Source organism: Vibrio sp. 947 (genome assembly GCF_033339115.1).
Lineage (GTDB): Bacteria > Pseudomonadota > Gammaproteobacteria > Enterobacterales > Vibrionaceae > Vibrio > Vibrio alginolyticus.
In genome coordinates, this window is the sequence record NZ_JAWOTX010000028.1 from 1 (window position 1) to 26,467 (window position 26,467).

Here is a 26,467-nt window from a genome sequence, read left to right on the forward strand (position 1 = left end):
TTTAAAATACAAAACGCCCGATGAAGTACATCGAGCGTTTTAGTTAAAAAGTGTCAACCCATATCAGGACGGGTCAGTGGAACTTCACTTAGCTTTTCTTACTTATTTGGGTTCTCTTTTAGTTTCTCCATCACTTGATCGAGCGAGAAGCTTGCTGCTTTTTGCCTTGGTGGGAACTCTTTAAACGTTTCAAGGAATCTGCCAACGTAAGCTTGCGCAGGAACAAGCATGTAAGCACGGTCTAGCATCCAATCATAGTAAGTGTTAGAAGTGATATCAGCCACTTCGTAAGGATCCATACGCAAGTTGAAGATCTTAGGAACACGAAGTGTGGTGAATGGTTCAGCCCAAATACGCAACGTGCCTTTTGCTCGTTGCTCCATAAAGACCAGCTTCCATTTGTTATAACGAAGTGCAGTTAAGTCTCCATCATCTGAGAAGTAAAAAATTTCTTCACGTGGGGCCTTATCCTCTTTACCAGTCAAATATGGTAGGAAGTTATAGCCGTCTAGGTGAACTTTGAATTTCTTACCATTCGCACTATAACCTTTGAGCAATTTCTCTTTGATATTGTCATCACCCGCGGCAGCAACGAACGTTGGCATCCAGTCCATGTGATGCATGATATCATTCGAAACAGAGCCAGCTTTAATTTTACCCGGCCAACGTACCATCGCAGGAACTCGGTACGCACCTTCCCAGTTGGTATTTTTCTCTCCACGGAATGGCGTTGTGCCTGCATCTGGCCACGAGTTCATGTGTGGGCCATTATCGGTGGAGTAAAAGACGATTGTGTTGTCTTTAATACCCAAATCATCCACTTTTTTCAGCAGCTGACCTACATGATTATCATGCTCGACCATACCATCTGCATACTCGCTGATGCCTGTTTTTCCAGAGTTCTCTTCTTTCACATGAGTACGGAAGTGCATACGAGTTGCGTTCCACCAGACAAAGAAAGGTTTTTCAGCCTTGACTGCACGATCCATAAAGTCGAGTGCCGCATCTAACGTCTCTTCATCCACGGTTTCCATGCGCTTGCGGGTTAGAGGTCCTGTATCCTCAATTTTGCCATCAGCGTACGAACGGATAACGCCGCGCGGACCGAACTTTTTACGAAACTCAGGATCTTTAGGATAATCGACGTTTTCTGGCTCCTCCTCGGCGTTCAAGTGATAAAGGTTGCCAAAAAATTCATCGAAGCCGTGATTAGTAGGAAGGTGCTCATCTTTATCACCTAAGTGGTTTTTACCAAATTGCCCTGTCATATAGCCCATCGGCTTCAGCATTTCGGCAATGGTTGCGTCCTCTTCCTTCAAGCCAAGATCAGCACCTGGAAGCCCCACTTTACTCAAACCTGTTCTAAGAACGGTTTGGCCTGTAATGAAAGTAGAACGGCCCGCTGTACAAGATTGCTCACCGTAATAGTCAGTGAACATCATGCCTTCTTTGGCGATACTGTCTATATTTGGTGTTTTGTACCCCATCAAGCCAAACGTGTAAGCACTGAGATTGGACTGGCCAATATCATCACCCCAAATGACGAGAATATTTGGTTTCTCTGCTGCGATACTGCTACTTGTCGCACCGATTAAAGCGGCGGCAAGAATCGCTAATCGGCGTTTAACGCCATATTTCGCTGTCATATAAACCTCTGTGTGTATTAGAAAAGTGCTTCCTGCAACAGAATGTATAGTTCACAAATAGCGGATAAGCGAATTTACTAAATGAGAATTCTTTCTATCTTCGCCTAACATTACACCGTTATTTGTAGCTAATACGCACTCCAATAGCACTTTAGTTCAGAGCGCCATCGCACCATTCATCACTACTGTTAATCTCAAGTATTAAGATTGTCTACGCATATCACAGTGCTCATAAAGTACCTGATTGCTTTTATATAAATATTAATGATAATACGTTTTACTACTATTAATAATTAAGGTACCCGTGTGCTTGACTCCAAGGTTTCAAATGGAAAAACTTCCCAATGCCAACACAACGGCGTTCACCATAATGATGAGGAGCTATTACTAGATAAGCGCACTCACTCTGTGGTACTCAATTACTTGCCAAACAAGAAATCTGTTCAGTTAACAAGCATTCAATTTAAGCTGCTGCAAACTCTCACTCACCATCAAGATCAAGTACTTAGTAAGCATTTTCTTTACGAAACAGTACTAAAACGTGAATTTACTGAACATGATCGAGCACTCGATATGCACATGAGCAGAATGAGAAAGCGTCTAGTTCACGAAGGCGTTCCAACAGACAGAATTCAGACAGTCCACCGCCAGGGTTACATTTTCAAGCGCTCAGACAATCAACAGAAAAATTAACGCTAATTGGCCCAACTTTTGGTAATTGACCGCTTATTTTGCTTTAATTAATGCAAATTCGAATCACGTAAAATAACTCAATGAATTTGCGCTTAATTTTTACACTTTGCATTGCTACTTTGTTTGCCGGCTGTGCAACCTATGCTGGTCTTAACTATGACCAACTGTTTGGTCCACAGCTCGTGCGTGAACGCACAGTTGACGTGGAAACCCCTCAAGCAAACTTCTTCCAAAGCGAAGTTAAACCCATTATGGATAACCGCTGTGTCGTCTGCCACGCGTGCTACGATGCACCATGTCAACTTAAGCTCTCTTCTGTTGAGGGCATTGACCGTGGTGCGAGTAAAGCACTGGTATATGAAGGAACAAGACTCACAGCCGCAGCACCAACACGCTTATTCGAAGATGCAGAAACAACCCAAGAGTGGCGCGATGCGGGTTTTCATCCGGTTCTCAACGAACGTGATCAAAGCATGGCAGCCAACATTGATGCAGGCCTTATCGCACGTTTGCTACAACAAAAAGAGCGCCACCCATTGCCTGACCAAGTCCAGTTAGAAGGCTTTGACTTTTCGATAGACCGAGAGCAAACCTGTCCGACGATTGAAGAATACGAGCAATACGAAAAGGATAACCCGACCTGGGGAATGCCTTTTGGTATGCCAAACCTATCAAACAGTGAATACCACACACTCATGACTTGGTTGGAAAACGGCGCAATAATGAACGTTCACCGACCTGTTAGTGAGAAAGAGCAAGCGCAAATAGATAAGTACGAAGCATTACTTAACCACTCTGATTTGAAAAATCAGCTGATGGCTAGGTATATATATGAGCATTTATTTTTATCTCATCTCTACTTTTCGGAACTCGATGAAGATCCCCGATTCTTCACGCTCGTCCGCTCTGCTACACCACCAGGACAGCCCGTCAAACGTATTTCAACGCGTCGCCCGTACGATGATCCAGGGGTTGAACGTGTGTTTTATCGAATTATTCCAGAGCAAGGGACCATAGTAGATAAAACTCACATGCCATTCGCGTTAAACAAGCAACGCATAGAGAACTGGAAAACTTGGTTTATTGATGCTGATTACATGGTTAGTCAGCTACCGAGTTATGAACCAGAAGTTGCTGCAAACCCGATGACATCATTCATCGACCTTCCAGTGAAGTCGCGCTTTAAGTTCATGCTAGATAATGCACAAAATACAATAATGGCATACATCAAAGGCCCAGTTTGTCGTGGCCAACTGGCATTGAATGTTATCAATGATCGCTTTTGGGTGTTTTTCCTTGATCCAGATAAAGCAGACATCCCAGAAGTAAATGAGTTTTACCGATCTCAGGCTGATAATCTAAAACTACCGGCAGAGCAAGAAAGTAACACGCTACCTGTTACCAACTGGGTCAAGTACGCGCGTCAACAAGCTCGCTACCTAGAGGCTAAATCTGAGTTCACTAATAACTGGTTTAAAGAAGGTGAAAACCTATCCACCGATGTAATTTGGGATGGTAATGGCACCAACCATAATGCGGCATTAACGATATTCCGCCATTTTGATAGTGCTTCTGTTGTTCAAGGGTTAGTTGGTGAGCAGCCTAAAACAGTGTGGATTCTTGACTACGCGCTACTAGAGCGTATCCACTATTTGCTTGTTGCTGGGTTTGACGTTTACGGTAACTTCGGCCATCAGCTCATGACACGAATGTTTATGGACTTCTTGCGTCTAGAAGGCGAAAGTAACTTTATCTCGTTGTTACCCACCGATATGCGCCATGAACTTCAATCTAGCTGGTATAAAGATCAAAGCCCGCAGTTGAGTGACTTTTTACAACGAAATGTGAAGCCGTTTAACCAACCAACCAGCGTTCAGTATAAGAGTGACGATCCAAAAACGGAGTTGGTGGAGTTGTTGAGCGAACATGTTTCAGATGTGCTTCTGCCTCGCTACGAAATTCAAGACACGGCTCTTTCTGCGAGTAGTGAAAAGCAACTAAAACGTATTGACCACGTTCGTGGTGAAGGCCTAAAAACCGTTCCGCAAATCACTATGCTTATGGTGAGAAGTCAATCAGGGGAAGATGAACTGTTCACCTTACTTCACAACAATGCACACACAAACATCTCTAGCTTGTTTGATGAAGAAAGTAACCGTGACTTTGCTAACGATGATATGACCATTGTACGCGGCGTTGTGGGAAGCTACCCTGCGGCATTTTTCTCGATCAACGAAAACCAAGTAAAAGATTTTGTCGATCAATTTAGTGCCATCCAAAACGAGTCCGATTACGTTAAGTTATTGGATAATTTTGCGATTCGTAGAAGCTCAGAAAAATTCTGGTCATTTAGCGATCGTTTACACAATTGGTACCGTACAAAACAACCGATCGAATTTGGATTACTTGACTATAATCGTTTTGAGAATCGATGATGATTTAAGGGGGTTCTCATGGGTATCCGAGATAACATTGCCGCTCTTGAACAACAGATTTACGTTGCTTGTTCTGAGGGAGACTACGAAACGGTCAATATGCTTGAGCATCAACTCGAATACTTACGTGGCAAAGTGGAACATCCTTTTGATGATGACCCTTATGCCCTAGACACTCGATTCGAGTGGGAAGATGACATGACCGAATAGAAAAAACCTCCGGAAAGCCGGAGGTTTTTTTATTTTCAATGCTCGATGGATTACTTCGCCATTAACTCATCCAGAGCTTGAATTGATGCAGACACTTGAGAAACTAAATCATCTTTAGTCGCATTATAGGTATCTAGAGGTTGAGGCGCGGCTTCAATTGCTTGGCAAGCGTTCATTAGCGCAGTTAGTCCTAAACTTCCTGCACTGCCCTTTAATTTATGGGCAAGGTTCTTTACTTCTTTACTATCATTGTCCTCAGCAGACGCTTGCAGCTTGCTTAATACATCGGTGCTGGTGGCTCTAAACAGATTAATAATGTGCAACATCTTATCTCTGCCCAAGATTTTCATATCGGACTCAATCACGCTCGGATTAATGATAACCACATCGGGTTCCTTTGTTTTAGGTGCTTGAACGACCTTTAATTGTAGCTCTTGTTCTTGAGGCGAAATTTGATCAAACGGGGTACAGTCGGCATTTTGTGGCAACAACAACGGCTTTCCGTCTAGCGCATCCTGAATCAATGCCGCGAGTGCCTCTTTTGCCAATGGCTTAGGCAAGTATCCGTCAAAACCAGCGGCTAGATAGCGCTCAACTTCTTCCGCAAAAACGTGCGCAGACACTGCAATCATTGGCGTGACGGCAAGCGCTTTATTGGCCGGCTTATCACACTCAATCCGCTTTAAGCGTTGGATCAACTCAGTTCCATCACAATCAGGGAGGTTGATGTCGACCAAAGCGATATCAAAATCTTGTGTGCTGATCAGTTGCTCTGCTTGTGAGCCGTTTTCTGCCATCACGACTTGATGCCCCATGCTTTCTAGAAAACCTTCCGCGACCACTCGGTTGACTTCATTATCTTCTACCAGCAAGACCTTTGCTTTCACTTTGCAACGTGCGGTTGCCACGGTTCCTGTTTCAACAGGTTCGCTTTCCTCTAACGGAATAGAGAACCAGAATCGGCTACCATTTCCCTCTTCGGAATCGACTTCTAAAACACCGCCCATCGCTTCAATGATTCGCTTACTGATAGCAAGTCCAAGCCCCGTGCCTCCAGTTTGGCTCATCCCACCTTCAGCTTGCGTGAAGGCATCAAACAACGTTCTCTGGTATTTTTTGGCAATTCCTATTCCAGTGTCTGATACTTCAAATAGGACTTGCGACTCGTCCTCTGGGTTCAGGCTAACGTAGATATCAATTTCTCCTTCGTCAGTGAACTTAATCGCGTTACCAACAAGATTGTTCAGCACCTGACTGATTCTGGTGACATCCCCTTTCCAGTAGCGACTAACATCACTTTCAATATGGTAGGAGAACAGCAGCTTCTTCTCTTGTGCTCGACTGTTCATTAACTGGAAAGTGTCCTCCACCATTTGGTGTAAATCAAAGCCCATGTGACGAATTTCTAAATGCCCCGCTTCAATCTTGGAGTAATCCAGTACATCATTAAGGATCGCGAGCAACGTTTTACCACTACGATTAATGATTTCCGCATAACGCTTTTGAATTGGGTTGAGGCCTGAGTCAATCAACAAGCGTGCTGTCCCCAACACTCCGTTCATTGGCGTTCTTATCTCATGGCTCATCGTCGCCAAGAATGCCGATTTTGCTCGGCTCGCTTGCTCTGCTTGCTTGCGAGCTTTAGCGTGATTCAAAACCTCTTCATTCAAACGGCGGTTTGCTTGTTTTAACTGCGAAGTGCGCTGCTCAACGAGCTCTTCTAAATGCTCTTTATGCTCCTCAAGCTCTCGCTTGGCTTGAGCTTCACCCTCTGCTACCACTTTTAGTGCTTGCGCGGTATTACGAGCCGTGATGATGGCCTGCCCCATATGCGCCAACTCATCTTTGCCTTTCACTTCCAACTCAACCGCTAAGTTACCCTGCGCCACAGACAGCAACGCAGCGGAATATTCAGCTAACCGCTTCACAACAGAAAGGTACACCACACGCCATAAAATCAGCACTAATACAATCAAACCAACAATTGAAATAACGGTTAAAGACCACTGAGCGAATTTCAGTGTGCTGGTCAATTGGTCTACAGCGACGGTAGTGGTTTTGTTTGAATCATCAACCAATTTGTTGACCGTGCCATTAAGCTCTGAGAACAACTCTAATGTCTTTTGCATCAGTTGTTGTGACTGTTCGTTATTCTCGTATTGCTGCATCAGTATAGAAAATACGACCTGACGCTTGCCGAGTTCTATGAGCAGTTGGCTCATTTGCTTAGAGCGCGTAGGATCTTCCACAGCGAGTACACGGCGTTGCATGATTTTGAGGTTGCTATCGAAATCACTTTGAACCTGTTGAATTCGCTCAATATTCGTTAATGTCCGAGCCTCTTCAATCTGATTCAACATTTTAAAGGCCAACAAGTGCAGTTCATGCAATCGCTCAGTCAGATCAAGATCGACCTCCACCAGTGCATCTAGCGCCTGATAAACTTGCGATTTTTTATTCGATTCTAATAAGTCATAAATATGCGTGACGTTAGCAACAGCAATGGTGCTTGTATTCTGAACTTGCGTACGAGTTAGTTGTTCTAGCTCTTCACTGAGCAGACGCATTTCTTCAACACGAGTATCTATCTCTTTTGCAAGCCACAGCTTTTTTTCAACCGAAACACCGAGTTCTGCCAAATTGTCGATAACATTCTGAACGTTATTCTCTAAAGCTTCTAACAATTGAGAATCGAACGACTCGCTCCCAAGCTCCTTGATGTGAGTGAGTAAAGACTCGAGCTGTTCGAACAGCACTCGCCCTGACTCCTTTCTTTCCTGCTCGTTTCTTGCGTTCGACAACATTTGTACAGACGAAATAATACGAGTACTCAACTCAGAGACTTGCCTCGCCTCAATCATGGCGGGAATCGCAGAATCCACGACATTTCTTTCGGTTTTGGCAACCAAAGAAAATCCAGACACACCAATAAGTGCCGATAACATGACCAGTATTGCCATCGCAATGAAAGACAACAAAAGTTTACGACCGATGCTTGCAGTTGCTAGCAGCATATTTTCATGACCTTAATGTTCGTGTTCAGCGACATATTACGTTATATTTTGCAGTGTTTACTTAATCTATGCCAACGAACTTCATTTCATGGTTAAAAATCAACACGCATTTCGCACATTTTTCAAACATTCTGCAGCCACTTTAACCCTCGTTGCTTCTTTGCCAGCGGTTGCCGCAGAGAAAATATGTGCAATATACCCTCACCTAAAGGATTCATACTGGTTGTCAGTAAACTATGGAATGGTGTCCGAAGCGAAAAGAGAAGGTGTCGAGCTACGAGTTCTTGAAGCGGGCGGCTACCCAAACAAAACCCGTCAAGAACAACAACTCGCACTGTGTAACCAATGGGGAGCAGATGCGGTTATCCTTGGGACCGTGGACCCACAGGCTTACGAGCACTCACTTAAAAATTGGGTGGGGAATACTCCCGTTTTTGCTACTGTGAACCAACTCGACTTGGATGAAGAACAAAGTGAGTTGCTAAAAGGGACTGTCGGTGTTGACTGGCATTGGATGGGATACGAAGCGGGTCAATATTTGGCAGCTCGCCATCCAAAGGGGTCAGGAAAAACCAACATTGCCTTACTTTTGGGGCCGCGAACTCGTGGTGGTACGAAACCCGTTACTGCCGGATTTTATGAAGCGATACAAGGAAGTGATATCAACATTGTTGACTCATTTTGGGCAGACAACGACAAGGAGTTACAACGTAACCTAGTTCAACGTGTGATCGATATGGGAAATATAGATTACATTGTTGGCAGTGCAGTGGCGATTGAAGCGGCCATCAGTGAGCTGCGCAGTGCCGGCAAAGCTGAGGAGATCGGTTTAGTTTCTGTGTACTTAAGTCATGGTGTATATCGAGGCCTGTTACGTAACAAAGTGCTCTTCGCACCAACAGATAAAATGGTGCAGCAAGGTCGGCTTTCCGTGATGCAAGCAACGCATTACTTAAAAGGGGAAGCGTATGACAAACATGCCTCACCAACCATCAAACCACTGACTCCGAAGACGCTTCATGATGACACGATCGAAGAATCGTTATCTCCGTCAGAATATAGGCCGACATTCCGTGTTAAGGCTGTTGATTGAAAGACCAAAAACGTGTTCTATTGAGTTACAACAATTTTAAAATCATACAAACGGAAACATCTTGATGCAAAAAACCATTCGTACCATGCCAACCCATAAACATGTGGCTTTGGTCGCTCACGACAACTGCAAACCTGAGCTACTTCGCTGGGTAAAAGAAAACAAAGAAAAGCTACAGAGTCACTTCCTTTACGCAACTGGCACGACAGGACACATGCTGAGTAAAGAAACTGGACTTGCGATCAAGAGCATGATCAGTGGTCCGATGGGCGGTGATCAACAACTAGGCGCTCTCATTTCAGAAGGCAAAATCGACGTTCTCGTTTTCTTTTGGGATCCACTGAATGCCGTACCTCACGACCCAGATGTTAAAGCGCTTCTTCGTATTGCTAGTGTTTGGAATATTCCTGTAGCAACGAACCGAGCCACCGCTAAGTTCCTGTTTAACTCCCCTCTTCTTGAGCAAGAAGTAGACATCGAAGTTCCGGATTACGAAGCCTATCTTGCTGAGCGCATGTAAGCTTTGATGCCAACCAAATAAAGCAAAAGCGATACCAAGTATCGCCTTTGCTGTTTTTAACATTCTAAACGTTGCATTTAACGGGAAGTCACGATGGGATAATCACCATTAACGAGCTCTTGAACGAATGCAGATCCCGCGCCAGTATGCGTGATCCAAACCTTCTCTTTTGCACGTGTAATCGCCACGTAAAATAGCCTGCGCTCTTCTGCGTAAGGGAATTTGTCTTTGGATTCCGTCAACGCACCATCAATGTGAATTTGCTTCTTCTTAGCGGGGAATTGCCCCTCATCCACAGAAAGAATAATCACAAAGTCAGCTTCGCGTCCTTTACTCGCATGGCAAGTCATAAAGCGAATATCGAGATTAGGGAAACGTCGCAACCAATCGTCGAACAAATCGGGCTTATGATAATGGTTACGTCCTAGCAATAAAACTGACTTGGTTTGCTTGGCTTGTTGATTCAAGTGATCCAAGATCTTTTCCACTTGATTGCTCGGCGCGGTATGTACGCTCTTCTGCTTGCGTTGTTTGTGGCTGTTTAGTGTTTTCGGCAACTGCGATGGGTTTTGCTGCACGAATGTATTCGCTACATCACCAATCTGATTGTTGAAACGATAAGTTGTATCTAAGTGATGAACGGTAGAGTGAGCAAAGCGTTCTTTAAAGCCAGTGATAAGATCGACATCCGCTCCTGCAAACTGATAGATCGCTTGCCAATCGTCGCCAACAGCAAATAACGTGGCACCTGCTTGTTTCTGAGTGGATTCACACAGTGCTTCAATCAATGCCAGACGATCTGGAGAGATATCTTGATACTCATCGACCATAATAAAGCGCCATGGCGAGACAAACTTCCCTTTATTCACATAATCTGTCGCACTACTGATCATAGTTGGGAAATCCACTTGGTTGCTTTCTTTAAGCATTTTCTGCCACGCTGTAAAACATGGCCAGCATAAGGCGAGTTCACTATTTAAACGCGTATAGTCTTGGTGGTTTACGAGCTTTTCTTGTACTTGCTTTTTGGTCAACCCTACCGCCGCTAAATGAGACAGCTGCGAATCTAGCCAAGCGATCAGTTTTGGATTTTCTGAATGGCTTCCTAACTCATCATCCCCTTTTAGGTACGCAATCGGCCATTTGTCTAAATGTTTTTGCCAACGTTTAAAGTTGGTGGGTGTCATCCAATGTTTTTTCAACCAGTCTACACACCATGCCGTTCGTTGATTTTCGTCCAACGCTAAAGGGCTAATTTCGACAGGTTGCTCTTCGACTTGTTTAAGAATATACAAGCCCAACTGATGGAATGTGTTGACGCGCACACCGTCTGCCGCCATGCCCACTTTATCTACTAAGCGTTCTTTCATTTCAGTCGCCGCATCACGACCGAACGCTAACATGAGAAGCTCTTCTGCTTGAGCCTGATGGCTTTGCAACAAATAGGCAACTCGTGCGGTTAAAACGCTGGTTTTGCCCGAGCCGGCACCAGCAAGAACCAAGTTGTGGTCGTCGTTGAGTAATACCGCATATTGCTGGGATAAATTCAAAGGAGAGGATTCAATTTGATTAAACAGCACTTCCCAATTTGGACGTTCTGCTTCTAGCCAATCGCGATTACGCTCACCAAGCGCCTCAGAGGTATCAATGAGCCAAGGCTCTATTTGCGACATACGATTCGGCATTCGCATTTTGGCTTCTTCTAGGGTGGTTTTCATCTCGCTTAACTCTTGGTTAAGACTTTCAACCCAGGAGACCACTTGAGAATGCGATAAGTAAGCAGGCAAGTGCTTTAGTTTGTAAAGCTCTTCTTCCCACTTAGGTAGATACTCAGCCAGTTTTCGGCACTGAGTGTTGTGCCACTCTTGATATTGATGAACGGCCTCAAGCGCGAACTTTCGGCATTGTGGCCACGGTAAACCTTGGACTAGCCAGCTTTGTTGTTTGCCTTCGTGTTCATGAGCAAAAAACTGTAAAGAGCTCCATAATAACCCACGCTTTACGCTAACTTTGCCATTCCAGATCGTAAAAGGAATATGTTCTTCACTGCCTATCGAGCTTAATAAAACACTGTTCTCTTTTATTTCGACGTGATGGTACTCATTTTGAATAAAAAACTGTGCTTTGCTAGTGGCAGTAAGCTGCATGAAACGTGCGCCTTTTAGTTTAGAAGTTGTCGATTTATATCATTTTAAGGCGCTAAATTGTAGCAACGGCGAGCTCCTAAGTAAGCTTCTTCTTCTATTCTTTAATAAAATTCACATTACTGTCGATTTAATAACCTAAAGCTGAGGTTATTTGAAGCTGGCTTTACAATCCTCAATACATGACCTGGCAGCTTTAATATAAGTCAATGACATCCCTGCTGATTTTATCAGCAACCACGAATTTTTCTTAAAGTAAATCATAAACGCGCTATAGTGGGTCTGGTAGTATTCCCCCTGTTCTTCATCGGAAACATAAGGCGCATTGTGCAAGCAACTTCTAAATTTCGGCTATATTGGGCAAACAAGACGATAAATTACAGCGTTCTTATCCTCATTACCTTACTGGGTGTGGTTATCCCAACTTGGTACTTCGAGCAAAACACGCTGATAACGCCATTAATATTAGGCGTTATTGCTGCTGCTTTGGCTGAAAGTGATGACAGTTTCACTGGACGCATCAAGGCTCTGATTCTCACCTTTCTCTGTTTTGCGCTTGCTGCTTTTTCAATTGAAATCTTGTTCGATACCCCATGGGCTTTTGCGTTGGGATTATTTATCTCAACCTTCGGCTTCATCATTCTTGGGGCGATAGGTCCTAAGTACGCGAGTATTGCTTTTGGTTCGTTGCTGATCGCTATTTATACTATGCTTGGCGCACATGAAAGCACCAACATTTGGTTTCAGCCACTACTGCTTTTGACTGGTGCCGCCTGGTATTACTTCATGTCCATGATTTGGCAGATATTTTGGCCTCTTCAACCGGTGCAACAAAGCTTAGCCAATGTGTTCTTCCAAATGGCGAATTATCTTGATGCGAAAGCCAAGCTTTTTCACCCTGTGACCAACTTGACGCCACAACCGCTGCGGATTGAAGCTGCAAAATGCAATGCTGCCACGGTTACGGCACTAAACGCTTGTAAAACCACATTACTTAACCGATCGAAACGGGGTCACATTGATGGGCCTAGTGACCGATTTTTAAATATTTATTTCATCGCTCAAGACATTCACGAACGCGTCAGTTCTAGCCATTATCGCTATCAGGATTTAGCGACCGAATTTGAACGTTCTGATGTGCTGTTTCGTTTTAAATATCTTTTGGAGTCTCAAGCCCAAGCGTGTCGTGATATTGCACTAGCCATTCAGCTAGGAAATGAATACTCCCATACCGATCAATCTATTCTGGCATTAGCTGAAGTACAAAACTCTCTTGCTTATCTAGAAGAACAAAAGCAAGGGCACTGGAAACGTCTGCTGATGCAGTTAACATATTTATTCAATAACTTAGCGACGGTAGAAAAACAACTTAATAACATTAACAACCCAGATGTTGAAGGCCTCGAAGAAGATACCCTCGCCGATACCAACCCACACACGCTAAAAGCGATGTGGCAGCGTATATCAGCAAATTTACACAAAGATTCGATGCTGTTTCGGCATGCATTACGTATGTCAATTGCCTTAACGATTGGCTATGGAATCATTCAAATATTCAACATCGACCGAGGTTACTGGATACTCTTAACCACTTTATTCGTATGCCAACCGAACTACAGTGCCACTCGCCAAAAATTGACGGCGCGAGTAATAGGTACATTAGCTGGTTTGTTGATTGGTGTACCATTGCTGACTTTTTTCCCTTCTCAAGAAAGCCAGTTAGTATTTATCGTTATCTCTGGTGTGATGTTTTTCGCCTTCCGGATGAACAACTATGGGTACGCGACTGGTTTTATTACACTGCTCGTCCTCTTCTTATTTAATCAACTAGGTGAAGGTTACGCAGTTGTCCTTCCTCGACTAGCAGATACCCTCATCGGGTGTGTGCTTGCAGTAGGAGCTGTATTAGTTATTTTGCCCGACTGGCAGTCGAGAAGGCTTCACAAAGTTATGTCGGATGCGATAGAGGCGAACAAGCAGTATCTCGATCAGATCATTGGTCAGTATAGAATCGGCAAGAAAGACAATTTGAGTTACCGTATCGCTCGCCGCCAGGCCCATAATAATGATGCCTCACTCTCTTCTGCGATTAGTACGATGCTGGCGGAGCCTGGCAAATATCGCGCAGCTGTTGATGAAAGTTTTCGCTTCCTAACGTTAAATCACGCAATGTTGAACTATATTTCTGCATTAGGCGCGCACAGAACTCGCATCGAAGATGAGTCAATTCATAAACTCGTTTTAGATGCTCACCGTTGTATTCATCAGCATCTGGATGTACTTCATAAACAGCTTCACCAGCATTGTGAGGAGTGTGACCTATCTAATATTGATGATGCTGGACTCGAGCAACGCTTAAACGAATGGCGCGATGAAGACGACAGCTCTGCCCGCATGGTATTGCAGCAACTTCATCTTATCTATCGCATGCTCCCAGAGCTTCATTCACTTGCTAGCAAGTTTGCCGTCAGAGTAAGTTAGTAACATTCAAACCATATGTAAGAGGGAAGCGCTATACCGCTTCCCTTTTTTTCTTTTTACGTTTCCACCTACCCCAAAGTGGGTAATTATGTACCTTCTTAGGAAAAATCTGACGTATCACTTAACACACCTTGACAATATTCGGACAAAAAGCAATCGATCAAATTCTAATCTATTTTGGTTGAATAAATATGTTGTATCCAAAGGATGAAGAATTTCGGGCAACGACGGATAAACCGAATCACGACGAAGGTATTGAGATGAACGCACAACAATTTAATGAACTTAAACAAAAGCTCAGTGATTTAACGGCAAGTCAGTTAAAGTCATTACAAGGTGAGATCAGCGTGAAACTAAATAAAGCGCAAAAACCGGTTCTATCTGGTGAAGAAAGAGAAATGCTTGCCAAACTGTTTGCCTAATCAAGTCATTGATATAAAACACTTGAACGTTTTATAAACTCCACCTATGCTCTCACTATCATAATGTTGGGAGTAGTGATGTGCCTGTATCGGGAATTCAATCTGGACACCACATCGTTCAGATGTCACAACAAATAGCCGAGAAAGCTGCACATGGCATTAGCAATAATGTAAGTAAGGTTAAAGAAGAGCTTTCTGATCACAACATCGATTTAGCTGCGGTTGCGGATGTCGCAATAACAGCCTCAACACCTAGCCTTCCCTCTCAAAAAGTTGAATCTCTCATCAACCTAGCACAAGCCGCTGGTTATAACCGAGTTGGCGCGTCTGTCATAGAGAAAAACAATGAAATCATTGGCAGCTTGCTAGACATCCACGTTTAGGCGATTTAACGTCAAATTATCGCTATTTTAATTTCCAACTATCACTATAACGTCGTAACAAGATAACCCCTTTGCTTCGTTCTTGCTTTCTATTTCGATTCAAATATCTCCTGTTTAAAATCAAGCTTTCCCGAAAAAAATGGGCGGCTTATCAGAGCCGCCCATTTTTATGTTGCATACAGGTTTATCCGTTATCAATAACACCGTTGTTGAGCAATGACTCTACAATCTCGTTGGAGCTGAGACCGCTGAAGTCGATTGAAGTACCTAAGTTTTCCACGACAATAGTCTGTTGAACATTTGCATCCGTCGTAATGTTCAGAGAAACACTTTCCGTCGATGCATCGTAGTCTGCCGAAATGTGACCAAGCAGATCATCCATGTCGATCATTGAGTTATTGAGATCAGAGATAACTTCACGTAAATCGATACTGTCTTCGTTAACAGTGAAGTCAGTAATGGTATCCACTGCCCCTTCATCAACGGAATCTACCGTCCACTTGAAGATATCGCTGCCGTCTCCACCCGTTAAGATATCTGAGCCTAAGCCACCGATAAGCACGTCATCACCATCACCACCCAGAATAACGTCGTCACCGTCGCCACCAATCAAATTGATACCTGTGTCTCCACCGACTAAATAGCTGTCGTCCACTGCGGTTGACTGGTCAATATCGTCGCTATCACTACTCACATCCAAACTAATTTGGACAGGTGAAGACTGCGCTTCATCGCCATTAGATTCCGTTGATATCGCCGTAAGCGAAATATCGTAAGAACCGACATCAATACCACTGTTAGTATCTGTTGCGACAATTTCTAGCGTATCAATTTCATCGCTTGGTACTGTCCAAGTGGTACCATCGAAGCTAATGCCTGATGGAGAAACGCCACTTGTTACCTCAGCACTAGCTGGTACGCCCGTTAGCTCCAAAGACAGCACCTCGTCAATATCAGTAAGCGCCGCCATGATTCCGACAATCGCTAAACCTTGACTGCTCGCGGTTTGGCTAGCCGCAATTTGACGAATGTAATTAAACTGAGGATTGATACTCAATGTAGGTGCATCAGCTACAGGTGTCACATTGATAGTGAAGTCTTGATTCGCTTCCAATGCGGTACCCGATGCATTTTCGAAGTACACGCCGTTGTCTTCGACTTTCACCGATAAAGTGATTGAAGCTGCGTTGACATCTCCTGCATCCACAAATACCCCCTCAGAAGCGTCTGTTGCTCCAAGAACGGAGTTAATATTATCTGGTGTGCCCATTAGGGTGATTTCACCAGCCATCCCCGCCCCAACAGTCACACCACTACCTGCTGGCGGCTCGACACGAAGGTCGCCCTCGGTAACTGTAAGAGTCACGGTCATGCTTTCATTTGCTTGTGCGCCCGCAAAGTCGACGTCACTCACACTAATACCCGTTACTTTCTGGCCATCAGCTTCATTGATCGTATCCGTTACCGACGTTGCAGTGATTTCAGGTGCGTCATTGGTAGCTTCAACATTCAACACTGCTGTGCCCGCGATTGTAATTGGGTCTGGAGCGCCGTTAGTGGTTCCGTCATCTGTGATTTCATAAGTGAAATTAACGTCACCAAAGAAATCTGCTGCGGGTTCAAACGTCCACTCTGTCGCACTCACTTGAGTCAACGTGCCGGAAGTTGGGTCCACTAACGCAACATTATCGACGGTCAAGTTGTCTGACTCAGGATCACTTGCGTTGCTCAGCAACTCAGTAGCCGTAATAGTTACCGAACCACCATCTTCTTCGGTACTACTCAACGTTACCTCTGATGTTACCGGTGCATCGTTCACCTCAGTGACTTCGAAGGTCGCCGTTCCTGACACCGTTTGAGGATCTGAAACACCGTTCGTTGTACCGTTGTCGGTAATGTCGTAGGTCAAATCGACCTTGCCGTTGTAGCCAGGCGCAGGAGTAAATGACCATGTACCTGTTACGTTGTCGAAATCCAATGTGCCGCTGCTTGGATCAACCAACTGGACATTGCTCACCATCAAGGTGTCGTTTTCAATATCAGACGCATTCGCCAACAAATCAGCTTGGGTAATATCAACCGCCGTACTGTCTTCTGCGATATCAGAAAGTGTCACTTCAGACGTCGTTGGAGCATCATTGACTTCCGTTACGTTGAACGATGCGCTGCCGTTAACCGATTTAGGATCGGATGCACCATTTGTCGTGCCATCATCTGTAATGGTGTACGTGATTTCAACTGGACCGTTGTAATCTGGTGCTGGGGTAAATTCCCACTCTCCCGTGCCACTGTTGAAAGTAATGCTGCCCGAATTCGGATCCGTTAACTGAACATTGCTGACCGTGAGGTTATCGTTCTCTACGTCTGTCGCATTCGCAATAAGATCCGCTTCAGAGATGGAGAACACACCACTATCTTCTTCAATATCCGGTAGCGTCACTGGCGTAGTTTCTGGGGTATCATTCACCGCTGTCACTTCAATATTGAAGCTGCTGCTGTTGGTATTTAGGGTGTCATCTACCCCACCAATTACGATACCTTCATTACCTTGGTCATCGACTGTCACGTCCACCTGAACGTCACCAAAGAAGTTCAGGTCTGGATTAAACTCAATCAGACCGTCTGCAATGGCATTGTTTAGATCGGCCACTGTACCTTTCAGTTCAACGGAGTCCGTACCATCACCGCTCACGGTTAGGTTGTAAGTAGCGATGAGCGTTGGATTAAGCTCCAAGATACCGCTGTCGACGTTCACATTGAGTACATATTCAGCATTCGGATCATCGAGTACGGCATCAATATCGGTAATGCTGAAACCATCAAGCAGCATTGGCGTATCTTCTGGTGTTTCCACATCCACGGTATTGACGAACTCTGGACGATCGTTCACTGCTTCAACATCAACAGTGACATCAAACTCCTCTGCGGAGCCCAAGCTTTGACTGCCATCGAGCCCAGTATCAACGGCTTGCACTTTGAAATGCAGCGAACCATCCCATGAGTTATCGTTGCGATCCCCAGAATTAAACACCACTTGATCCAAGTCTTGAGCATTGATTTCTAAGACAAAAACGCCGCCGCCTTGGTCAGTAAACACGGTCCCATCAGGTAATGAAACACTCGCCCCATCAGGGACATTGGAGACCTCAACTCTCAGCGTCTCTGGATCATTTTCCTGGTAGTTTGCACCATCTCCGATGGACTCTTTGTTATCAACCACTAACGCATTTACATTAATAACAATGTCTTCGCCCTCATTACCTGCAGCCGAAGTGTCGGGATTCACATCAACATCATCACCAATAGGATTGACAATAAGCGTAAAGTTGTTGTTTCGTTCCGTTGGAACTTGTAGCAACTCCTCTTGAATGAAGACCGTAATACCTATCTCAGCCTCGCCACTAAAGTGTTTTGGCGGTTTAATTTGGATGTCACTCAGGTCAATGGACGTCTGAGTGAGATCTTTTAGTTGAATACTCCATTCGCCCCCACCGTTGTTCTTAACAACATAATCAGAGGAATTGGATTTAACGATAAAGTCATCAGGAAGCCCCGTTAACTTGAGTGAAACGAAACTCTCAGAACCGTCATTATCGTTCAGGCTGATCGAAACACCAGAGCCCGATTGATTCAGCGAAATTAAAGTATCTTCGTCACCAATCACCGTGATTGGCTGCGTCGGATCGGCACCTGTAATGGTAATGTCATCAACGACTGGCGTAACTTCAAATGTGACATCGTCAGTGAAGGTTCTCACATCTATATTATCGCCAGAGTTATTCAAGATAGACTGATCAAACACAGCTTCATCAGTAATTTCTCCCTCGATATTAATCTTGACGGTATTTTGGCCACCACCTACGGGGTAATTTTCTTTTGGCTTAAACAGAACATTGTCAAGCGCACCAGCTAAAATCTCAGCTTCATTAAACTCAATACTGGTTCCTAAGCTGTTACCATTGGCATCAACAAACTCACCTAATGTTGTGTCATCAAGCTCTAACTTGATGTTCGTTAGTGTTTCTCGACCACCTTGAGTGTTGTTAAATTGATCGGCAAAATCAACACTTAAGTTAAGCTGGATTAAGCCATCTTCGTAACCGACACCATCCGCCGTGGGAACGTCGTTATTTAGATCAGTTACAGGTTGTTTGTTTGCATCCAAGCCGAAAGTACCAACGATATCTACTTTTACATTCGGTGTGACATCGCTATCCAACGGCTGATCCCCGACTGAACTCGGAACGTCTGCAACCGGTAAAACCTGAACTGGAAACTGGACATTATTTTCTTTTTCATCACCGGACTCAGTGTCTTTAGTGACGAACCGAATTGGTAATTCGAAATCACCTGCGTAATCTTCTGCCAAGTGCATCGTCAAACCATCAAGGCCAGTAATATTTCCACTCGCATCGATATGGGCTTGGAACACGTATTTGCCATTGACAAAGTCGATATCCGTCCCCGTAATCACCAAACCAGGAGGAATGCCAGGAGCTGAAGGATCGACGATAATAGTCAAGACATCCTCCACGCCATCTGCATTAATCGCATCAACTTTCGACGTTAACTGAGCACCAAGGTTGATAGAATTATCTTCCAACGCTTGAATTTGGACATCATCAGCCACCTGAATCTCTGCCGCTACACTCATTTGCGGTGTGAGAACGGTAGGAAATTCAAGTGTCACATCCGTTTGGCGCATGACCGTCGCATCTTTTTCGTTGCCCAAATCTTCGCCCAAATCATTCACTTCTGCGTAAATGGTTAAGCCAATTTGAGAGAGACCGCCGTTATCGCCATCGTCGCTGTCATCGTTTGGTGTTAAATCAAGACCAGACGGCGCTTTAATTGAGAAGTTATCTTCATTGGTTACTGTCCAACGACCCCCACCTTCATTTAGTGCACCGACGATAACCAATTGGTTGAGGATCTCAGGGTCCACATTGTGAAATTGAACAACAAGTTGAGTCACCACTTCATCTGAAGACGCATCAAACTCTTGGTATTTAATGATATGAGCGCCAGATTCGCCCCCCATAGAAGTGTTGATCGTAAAGTCAATGTTACCTTGATCATCTGACTTCACGATATCGGTAGCACCACCACCACTTTCAGTGACAAGCAGACGGGTTTGGTCATCTATTGCCCCCGTATTATCCTCTGGCTCAACGATTGGATTAACTTGGACATTCACCGTACCATTGATGGTTTTCTCAGCGATACCTTCACCGGGATTCGAAGCGTCAACATATTCATGGTCAATCTCTTTCACAGTGACGGTCGTGGTCAAGTCAAAGTCAGTACTTGAATCCTGCTCCAACTGGACTTGAACATAGCCACTTTGAGAGATTTTAGCGGAAAAATCTTGCTCTGATTCACCGGCTTGCGGTGAAAGCGTTAGTGTTCCAGAAACAAGCGTTTGTGCCACACTATCTACATAGACCGTGCTGCCTGGAGGAAATCCAGAGATGGTTACATCACTAAAGAATTCATCGGTATCAGGGCTTTGTACGAGCGTCGGTTTCCAATCGATGTCAAAGCGCGTATCTTCATCTCCCTCAGATCGAACAACGTAGTTATCTTGAGCGTCAATAACGGGTTCGACCTTGATCCTTACCTCTCTTTCAATCACACGACTATGACCATCATTTTCGGTAACAATGATCGTCCCTGTAATCGCAATGTTTTCGGTTGAAGAGGCTTCTGGAATAATTTGAATACCGGAATTAAAATTCAGCCCAGTGATGTTTGCTTCGTAAATCGGTTGACCGTTACCATCATAGCCAACAAAGGTGAGGTCAACGCTTGAACCGTCTGAATCTACGACACGAACACCGTCGGGGATGTTGGACAGGATAACAGTAATGGCTTCTGAATCATCCTGTGGTCTATCGGCAACTTCACCTGATACAACCGAGAAGTTGAGGTTTACAACACCATTCTCTTCAATAGTCGTCTCTATCCCGGCCACATCTCCGTCTACGAATCGGTTCCAAACGTTCCCCGCGTCAATTAATACCGTGTCTGGTATGTCAGCAACACCTTTTACACCAACGATGACGGTCTTACTGCCCAGTGACAACACATCTTCTGTCGTACCGGTAGACAATGATGCTGTGTCTTTCACAATGCCTTCGACATTGAAAGTAAAGTCATCATTGCTGTGCAACGGAGGAAGAACTTCGACGTTCGCTAATTCAGACTCTGGCACTTCGTAATAAAGTACATTGCCGCCTGAATCGGTCACTTCTACTATCTGACTTGGGTTTGCTGAGTCCAGCCACACCAGAGTAACCCCATCAATTGAGAAGTTAGAAATGCGCACAAATAACGCTTCAGAACCATCTAAGTCCGCTGATGGTTTCATGGTGATCACTTCACTTAATTGGAGTGGGTCGTGATCAGTGACAGGGTCTACCGTATTTTGAGTTCGAGCGTTATCCTCAAACACATTAATTCGGTTTACAGTAAAACTACCTTTATCCGCAACTGGGTTTACATCAATAATGATGGTTTCGGTTTCTGAGCGAGCGGTATCTTTCCCAAGCAGTGGATTGTTGTGTTCCGTCGTAATAGCGGTGACATCAATTCTGATTTCGCCCGAGAAGTTATCTATCGGATCAACTTGAACTTCATCAATTCGGCTTGCATCCACCAGATAAACACCACCGGATTTTGGTATCGCACTACCATCTGAATAGACTAACTCTGCGTTACCTTCTCCTTGTGTAAAGACAAGCTCGTATACAATGCCTTCAGGGTTACTAGTGTCTTGAGTTTCAGCCGTGATGTTAAGGGCGACATTGTTTCCATCTTCGTCAACCGAGTAGTTAAATTCGCTGCTTGCCGTCCACGTTGCAATATCTGCGACTGCAGCAACTTCAATGTCTAAACGACCATTAATCGTATGATCTGGCGTACCATTGTTAAGAATTTCCACGCGGATACGAGGATCGATACCAGAAGCATCGGTTGATGTATGACGATCTGGTACGAAGTACAAGTTATCTAGCGAGACAAGCTCACCATTGAATGACTGCTCAACATTTGATGCGTCGAGAACAACCGTATTGCCCACAGATGTTAATTCAATGTAGTTGCCACTGCCGTCTCGGTAGTAGAACGTACCGTTGTGAGTATCAGCATCTCGAATAGTGATGTCACCTAAGCTCTCGTTACGGTCGATATCGTGTAAATTGATAACCAAGTCGACTTTCGCAGGGTTAACATCCAGCGTCGACAAGTTGTCCTGAGTATTTGCAGAGTCAACGCCCACAACGACACCATCACGCCCTTGGTCTTCGAACGCAGTAACGGTAGACGTGTCAATTTGCGCATTGCGGTCTCTTATCGAGATATCCACATCGGCATCAGCGATATCGCCATCACCATCGGTTGCAACAACGTTGATGGTGAAATCAATCGAGTCGGTTTCGGTATGGTCAAGATCGTCATTCGGACGGAATGACACACTGCCATCAGTTCGAACAACCAAACGACCGATTTCAGTATCCACTCCGTCAAGAACCTTGTGAACAAATACGACTTGGTCGCTACCGTTCAAATCGACAGAATCAGAATCAACACCGTTTTGCTTAAAGTAAACACCTGAATCATCAGCCGAAAATGAAGTCACTTGTGCGCCGTCAGCACCAAGATCGTCATCACCTTCTACAGGGTCTTGGAATAAGTGAACCGTGCGGCTGCCTTGTCCTTCAACACGCGAAATAGATGCATCGTACAAGGTTGGAACATCATCGGTAATCGTCACTGGTAAGTTAATACCTGCCGTATCGCCATCGACATCGGTCGCAAAGACTGGGAGATCAAGTATGAGTGTATCTTCGCCTTGAGTTGAGTGATCTAGCGCACCCTCAAGCGTAAACTTGTAAGAGCCGTCAGCGTTCAAAACTAGCGTGAACACTGAGTTACCATCAGGTGTTTGACCTTGATAAGTAAAGTTGTTGTTGCTTACCGCGGTTTGAACTAACGTCACCCCAAGACCACCTGAAGTTACTCCTGGTATCGGGTTAGAAGTAAGATCTAACTGGTAAGAGACAACGGTATCTGCCCCTTCCACCGTATCGAAATTGCCCGTTGCTTCTAGGCTGTCTTTGTTGGTTGCCTGAGAGCCGTTGACAAGGTCATCCTCGTCAACAGCCAAAGCATCTGCTGATTTAATTTCGGGAATGTCATCAACTACGGTAATTGGAAGATTCAGTGATGATGACGTGTCACCATCAAAGTCTGTTACTGTAATTGGAATATCAATGACAAGGTTGTTTTCACCTTGAACAGCGTCATGGTCGATTGGTCCCAACAGCTCAAATTGGTAGCTGTCATTATTCGCATCAAGAGACAGCGTGAAAATCTTAGTTGATGTGCCAGTAATAACCGCTTCGTAACTGGTTACTCCACCATTCGTGCCTACTAGATTCAACTCGATGCTGCTGCCGTTCGACGTTAAGCCAGACACGACTGCATCGAGATCTGAAACTTGGTAGCTGACAATCTTGTCTGCACCAGCAACGACTTCAAATCCACCGGTTAATACCGTTGAATCGCTACTTGTCGTGTCTGAGCCACCGGAAAGATCATCTTCATCAACGGTTTGTTGGCTAGAGTCTGTCACTTTCACAATAGCTGGGACATCGTCCACCACGGTGATCGGCAAGGTGATGTTATTGGACACATCGCCATCAAAATCAGTCGCGTTGACTGGGAAGTTAATGACCAACGAGTTTTCATCGTTACCCGCAGGATGATCAAGTGCACCCAACAGTTCAAATTCATAACTGTCTGCTGAACCATTTAGCGTCAGTTTAAAGACGGTGTCCGTCGTACCTTGTACATAAGCTCGGTACTCAATCACACCGTTTGAATTTGAAAACTCAACCAACTCAAGCGGTTGATCACCTGAGGTAAGGCCAGAAACAGGCGATGTTAAACTATCCAACTGGAAGCTAACGATAGAATCGGCACCATCAGTAACGTCAAAGTTGCCACCAATGATATTGGATTCTGGCGTGTCGTCCGAACCTTGGCTCGGAATATCATCCTCATCCACAGACAAGGTACTACCAGAGCTAATAGCATCAATGGTTGGTTTGTCATCTACGATGGTCACTGGCAAGGTCGCAGTGATGGTATCGTTGTCGCCATCCGTGATCTTCACAGGTAGATTCAACAAAATCTCATCAGAGTTAACCGCGTGATCTAACTGACCAGATAACTCAAAGTCGTATTTACCATCTTGATGAAGTGTCAACGTGAAGACCGTCACTCCACCCGGAGATTGCCCCACGTAAACAAGCGCGTCAGCAGTTGAAGCGCCAACGTCTTGAGAAAGCGTAACCTCTTCTCCACCCGATTTCAGATTCGGGATAGGATTTGAGCTGAGATCCAATTCGAAAGCATCAATACCATCTGCGCTAGTGACTTCGAACTCACCTGATACCGTTAATGGCTCTTTCGTTCCATCAGAACCAAGAGGTAAGTCATCTTCGTCGACACGTAGACTTTCAATATTGGTAACAACTGGAACATCGTCCACAACGGTAATTGGCAATGTGAAGGCTGGTGAAGTATCACCATCATTATCTGTCGCCGTCACAGGGAGGTTAATAACAATCTCGTTTTGCTGATTACCATCTGGATGATCAAGCGGCTTCTGTAAATCGAACTCGTAGGTGTTGTTCGTTGCATCCAACGTCAGTTCGAACACCACTTCAGCAGGATTGCCAGCGACACCTTGGTATACGTTCACGCCGTTTGCGCTAGAAGACAGAACTAAGGTGATAGCGTCACCATCTGAAGTCAGCGACGCAACAGGCGTGGTCAGGTCACTTAGCTGAATAGAATCAACTTGGTCAGCACCTTCGGTGATATCAAAAGTACCCGAAATAACAGTATCTTCTGCACTTGCAGCATCCGTACCTGCTGGTAGGTCATCTTCATCAACGGTTTGTTCGCTGCCTGCTAGCAAACCATCAATGGTCGGAACATCATCCACAACCGTAATTGGTAAGGTGATGTTGTTCGACACGTCTCCATCAAAGTCAGTCGCGTTTATCGGTAAATTTATGATCAGTTCATTCTGGCCATCAGCATTTGGATGATCGAGACGAGCGAGCAAATCGAACGTGTAGCTGTCATCAGAGGCATCGAGGGTTACACGGAATACTGGTGTCGTCGTGCCATCAATACGAGCTTCGTAAACTGAAACGCCACCTGCGTTTGATACTTCAACCATAACCAGAGATTGACCACCAGAGGTCAGGCCTTGTACTGGCGTCGTTAGGTCAGAAACGCTGTACTCGACAATGCCATCAGAACCATCAGTCGCGATGAAGTTACCGGCAATGCTGTTCGACTGTGTACCATCAGATCCGATTGTTGGGATATCGTCCTCATCAACCGTTTGCACACTTGTTGCTTCGATTCCACCAAGTGTCGGCTTGTCATCAACGATCTTGACAGGAATTGTCTCAGCAGAGGTATCGCCATCAAAGTCTGTTGCGATGATTGGGAAGTTGAGCGTTAACTCATCACTATCAACAGCATGATCGATTGGGCCTTCAAGCGTGAAGTTATAAGAGCCATCAGTGTTCACTGTCAGTGTAAAGACCGACTCGGTGCCTGCTGTTGCTTGATAGGTAAAGCTGCCGTCGCCATTTGCGGTTTCAGCCAATGTGACTGCCACGCCTTGTGATGTGAGTCCAGCCACTGGTGTTGCTGAAGCATCAAGCTGATAGCTCACTACTCGGTCAGAGCCTTGTGTGGTGGTGAAGTTGCCATCGATTGAAATCGGGCCAGTCTGATCCGAACCAATCGTGCCTAAATCATCTTCATCAACGGTAATCGCATCGACATCGGTAATGGTCGGCTTATCATCCACGATGGTGACTGGGATCGTTTCTGTGGTGGTATCACCATCAAAATCCGTCGCGATGATTGGGAAGTTCAGTGTCAGCTCATCACTGTCTGTCGCATGGTCAATTGGCCCCTGAAGCGTGAAGTTGTATGAACCATCCGTATTCACGGTCAGCGTAAATACGGCTTCAGTTCCTGCTGTCGCTTCATAAGTGTAGCTACCGTCGCCGTTTGCAGTTTCCGTCAGCGTCACTGCCACACCTTGTGATGTCAGACCATCAACTGGTGTTGCAGCAGTATCTAATTGGTAGCTCACTACCCCATCAGAGCCTTGCGTTGTAGTGAAGTTGCCATCGATTGAAATTGGATCTGAGCCATCAGAGCCAATCGTCGCTAGGTCATCTTCATCCACACGGATTGCGTCTACATCAGTGATGGTTGGTTTATCATCAACGATGGTGACAGGTAGTGTTTCCGTCGACGTGTCGCCATCAAAATCTGTTGCGATAATCGGGAAGTCGATTTGTAGACTGTCGCTATTCACCGCATGG

The 26,467-nt window shown here is 45.0% G+C and carries 12 protein-coding genes; 8 read left to right on the top strand and 4 right to left on the bottom strand.

The features are described 5' to 3' along the window. Positions 1-98: 98 nt before the first annotated feature. Complete coding sequence (locus R7Q39_RS24575) at positions 99-1,646, bottom strand: arylsulfatase (protein ID WP_005376560.1); 1,548 nt, start codon at positions 1,644-1,646, stop codon at positions 99-101. Positions 1,647-1,952: 306 nt separating this feature from the next. Between R7Q39_RS24575 and R7Q39_RS24580 the strand changes: the two genes are divergently transcribed. The 3 genes from R7Q39_RS24580 to R7Q39_RS24590 all read left to right on the top strand — a co-directional run bounded on the left by R7Q39_RS24580 (position 1,953) and on the right by R7Q39_RS24590 (position 4,984). After that, entirely contained in the window at positions 1,953-2,339 is a 387-nt protein-coding gene (locus R7Q39_RS24580) for a winged helix-turn-helix domain-containing protein (RefSeq protein WP_005376561.1), read from the top strand. An 80-nt stretch (positions 2,340-2,419) separates the two neighbouring features. Next, positions 2,420-4,774, top strand: coding sequence for a fatty acid cis/trans isomerase (locus tag R7Q39_RS24585; protein ID WP_054701750.1), 2,355 nt, complete (start codon positions 2,420-2,422; stop codon positions 4,772-4,774). An 18-nt stretch (positions 4,775-4,792) separates the two neighbouring features. Continuing rightward, complete coding sequence (locus R7Q39_RS24590; protein ID WP_005376565.1) at positions 4,793-4,984, top strand: hypothetical protein; 192 nt, start codon at positions 4,793-4,795, stop codon at positions 4,982-4,984. A 50-nt stretch (positions 4,985-5,034) separates the two neighbouring features. Here the strand turns inward: R7Q39_RS24590 and torS are convergent, their stop codons facing one another. Next, complete coding sequence (gene torS, locus R7Q39_RS24595; RefSeq protein WP_064369292.1) at positions 5,035-7,998, bottom strand: TMAO reductase system sensor histidine kinase/response regulator TorS; 2,964 nt, start codon at positions 7,996-7,998, stop codon at positions 5,035-5,037. A 43-nt stretch (positions 7,999-8,041) separates the two neighbouring features. Between torS and torT the strand changes: the two genes are divergently transcribed. Continuing rightward, positions 8,042-9,091, top strand: coding sequence for a TMAO reductase system periplasmic protein TorT (gene torT, locus R7Q39_RS24600; protein WP_318076995.1), 1,050 nt, complete (start codon positions 8,042-8,044; stop codon positions 9,089-9,091). 64 nt (positions 9,092-9,155) lie between these two features. Continuing rightward, positions 9,156-9,611, top strand: a complete 456-nt coding sequence (locus R7Q39_RS24605; RefSeq protein WP_005376571.1) for a methylglyoxal synthase — start codon at positions 9,156-9,158, stop codon at positions 9,609-9,611. A gap of 77 nt (positions 9,612-9,688) precedes the next feature. On the opposite strand, the gene helD is transcribed toward R7Q39_RS24605, so the two are convergent. Next, on the bottom strand, positions 9,689-11,758 hold the full coding sequence (gene helD / locus R7Q39_RS24610; RefSeq protein ID WP_318076984.1) for a DNA helicase IV: 2,070 nt from the start codon (positions 11,756-11,758) through the stop codon (positions 9,689-9,691). A 324-nt stretch (positions 11,759-12,082) separates the two neighbouring features. Between helD and yccS the strand changes: the two genes are divergently transcribed. The 3 genes from yccS to R7Q39_RS24625 all read left to right on the top strand — a co-directional run bounded on the left by yccS (position 12,083) and on the right by R7Q39_RS24625 (position 15,041). Continuing rightward, positions 12,083-14,236, top strand: coding sequence for a YccS family putative transporter (yccS, locus tag R7Q39_RS24615; protein WP_005376573.1), 2,154 nt, complete (start codon positions 12,083-12,085; stop codon positions 14,234-14,236). A gap of 191 nt (positions 14,237-14,427) precedes the next feature. After that, positions 14,428-14,658 (top strand): hypothetical protein, encoded by a 231-nt coding sequence (locus tag R7Q39_RS24620; protein WP_005376575.1) that lies wholly within the window; start codon positions 14,428-14,430, stop codon positions 14,656-14,658. Positions 14,659-14,738: 80 nt separating this feature from the next. Then, positions 14,739-15,041 (top strand): hypothetical protein, encoded by a 303-nt coding sequence (locus R7Q39_RS24625; RefSeq protein WP_171342898.1) that lies wholly within the window; start codon positions 14,739-14,741, stop codon positions 15,039-15,041. Positions 15,042-15,225: 184 nt separating this feature from the next. On the opposite strand, the gene R7Q39_RS24630 is transcribed toward R7Q39_RS24625, so the two are convergent. Then, positions 15,226-26,460, bottom strand: a complete 11,235-nt coding sequence (locus R7Q39_RS24630; RefSeq protein ID WP_411979165.1) for a cadherin-like domain-containing protein — start codon at positions 26,458-26,460, stop codon at positions 15,226-15,228. Between the last annotated feature and the right edge of the window lie 7 nt (positions 26,461-26,467).

Bases quoted from the DNA above. Each gene is read 5' to 3' on its own strand.
- R7Q39_RS24575 (WP_005376560.1), bottom strand. From the start codon at position 1,646: ATGACAGCGAAATATGGCGTTAAACGCCGATTAGCGATTCTTGCCGCC.
- R7Q39_RS24590 (WP_005376565.1), top strand. From the start codon at position 4,793: ATGGGTATCCGAGATAACATTGCCGCTCTTGAACAACAGATTTACGTT.
- R7Q39_RS24585 (WP_054701750.1), top strand. From the start codon at position 2,420: ATGAATTTGCGCTTAATTTTTACACTTTGCATTGCTACTTTGTTTGCC.
- R7Q39_RS24620 (WP_005376575.1), top strand. From the start codon at position 14,428: ATGTTGTATCCAAAGGATGAAGAATTTCGGGCAACGACGGATAAACCG.
- torS (WP_064369292.1), bottom strand. From the start codon at position 7,998: ATGCTGCTAGCAACTGCAAGCATCGGTCGTAAACTTTTGTTGTCTTTC.
- helD (WP_318076984.1), bottom strand. From the start codon at position 11,758: ATGCAGCTTACTGCCACTAGCAAAGCACAGTTTTTTATTCAAAATGAG.
- R7Q39_RS24605 (WP_005376571.1), top strand. From the start codon at position 9,156: ATGCAAAAAACCATTCGTACCATGCCAACCCATAAACATGTGGCTTTG.